1 protein-coding gene and 1 pseudogene are annotated in these 1,681 nt (G+C 69.0%); both read left to right on the forward strand.

The genetic code is table 11. The features are described 5' to 3' along the window. Positions 1-714: 714 nt before the first annotated feature. Complete coding sequence (locus tag ABZ215_RS43695; protein ID WP_354956844.1) at positions 715-1,413, forward strand: hypothetical protein; 699 nt, start codon at positions 715-717, stop codon at positions 1,411-1,413. 84 nt (positions 1,414-1,497) lie between these two features. Continuing rightward, a pseudogene (locus ABZ215_RS43700) lies at positions 1,498-1,681 on the forward strand (site-specific DNA-methyltransferase); the annotation flags it as partial.

Here is a 1,681-nt window from a genome sequence, read left to right on the forward strand (position 1 = left end):
ATGACTCCCGAATGAGCCGGAACAACGACTCACCCAGGACGCCACAGCAGGTATGACCGGCCCGTGACCGAACCGGCACCGGACTAGTACAACCGGCAAACCGACGATCTTGAAACCGGGTAATCCAGATCATCTTTCGGCCAGCTCACGACCGCACCTCGACCTCATTCGCGGCCACGGCAATACCGGTTGAGCTGGGCTTTTGGGACCGCGGTACTAGTTCGGTACCAGTTCGGTCATAGACACTCCGCGGCGTTCGGTCCCTTGAGGCCGAGGCCGCCCCGCAGAGGAGCCGGTCTCTCGAAACGCGGGCACCGCAATCCACCCGCGAATCGTCGGAAATCGTGCCGCGAGATGTGTCCCCGGCGCCAGTCTATTCCGGAGTTCAGGAGCGTCATCAGCGCCGCGCACCGCCCGTGCTGGCCAGCCTCCGGAGGGGACACCGTGACTACGCCCGACCATCCCAGCCGCCGCTCATCCCGCAAGCGTTCCGGCTCCACTCGCCCCACCCCGGCCCGCCCCGCAGGCCGTCGCAGCGCCGACCGCCGCCCCTGGCCGACCGCCCCGACCACCACCCGACCAAGCCCCGGCAAACCCGCCACCCGCACCTCGCACAGCACGACTGCGACACCCATTCCCGCAACCGTCTGGCCGGCAGGCCCGTCGCCGGTCGACCTCAACGCCACCTGGCCCGCGCCCATCGTCGAAAGGATCGTGACCGCGTTCAGCACACCCGGCGCGCGAGTCATGCTGCTGCCCTGGCCAACCTCTCATCACAACCACCCGGCACTCGCTCCGGTCGGCCCGGACGGCGTCATCCACCACGCTCCCGATGCCGAACTCGCCGACGCGGTACACGCCGTTGAACGCCTCGGTCGCGCAGCCCAGGTTGACCGCGTCCCGCGCCCTTCGGACACCGACGAACCACCCTCCGCACCCTTCTGGGCAGACCTCATCGCCAACCGATACCCGACGCCCGCAACCCCCGCAAGCGGCGAGGAGACGGGGCGAACCGGCGGCGTGGATCTGATCATCTCGAGCGTGCATCCGGAGCAGTCCGGAGGCGGATCCGCCGACCTGGTCGCTCTCTACGCGGCCCGTCGGCTCCGGGTCGGCGGCATCCTCGCCGTTCTCACCCATAGTGACTGGACCACCGGTCAGCTCAGCGACCCGACCAGTGCCGTGGTCACTGCCGGCCAGAACGCCGACCTGCTCTATCTCCAGCACATCGTCGCCCTGCACGCACCCGTTCGCGACGGCCGATTCCACCTCTCCGACGACCACCGGGCCGATACGCGGGCCCGGCATCGAGCCGAGGTGCGCGGGCTGCCCGCCCCGCACCACCGCATCCACTCCGACGTCCTCGTCTTCGCGCAGCCCCACGACCACGGCCTGCAGGCCGCCCCCCGCTGACAAACGTCTCCGCCAGCCAGAAAGGCCAAGCCCGTGCCCCAGCACGACCACACTCACGGTTCCGCCGACGAGCCAACACAGCCCATCCCCCGCGCACTCATCAGCGCACTTGACGCGACGAATGACGTTTCGGTGTGGACGACTGCGCAGTCCTCTCCCGCTGCTCAGCGCAAGGGCAAGTACACGCCCGAGTCGACCCCGCATCCGGCCAAGATGCTGCCCGATGTCGTCCGCCACGCCGTCGAGCACTACACCGCGCCGGGCGAAC

It is taken from the genome of Amycolatopsis sp. NPDC006131, from assembly GCF_040614175.1.
GTDB lineage: Bacteria > Actinomycetota > Actinomycetes > Mycobacteriales > Pseudonocardiaceae > Amycolatopsis_E > Amycolatopsis_E tucumanensis.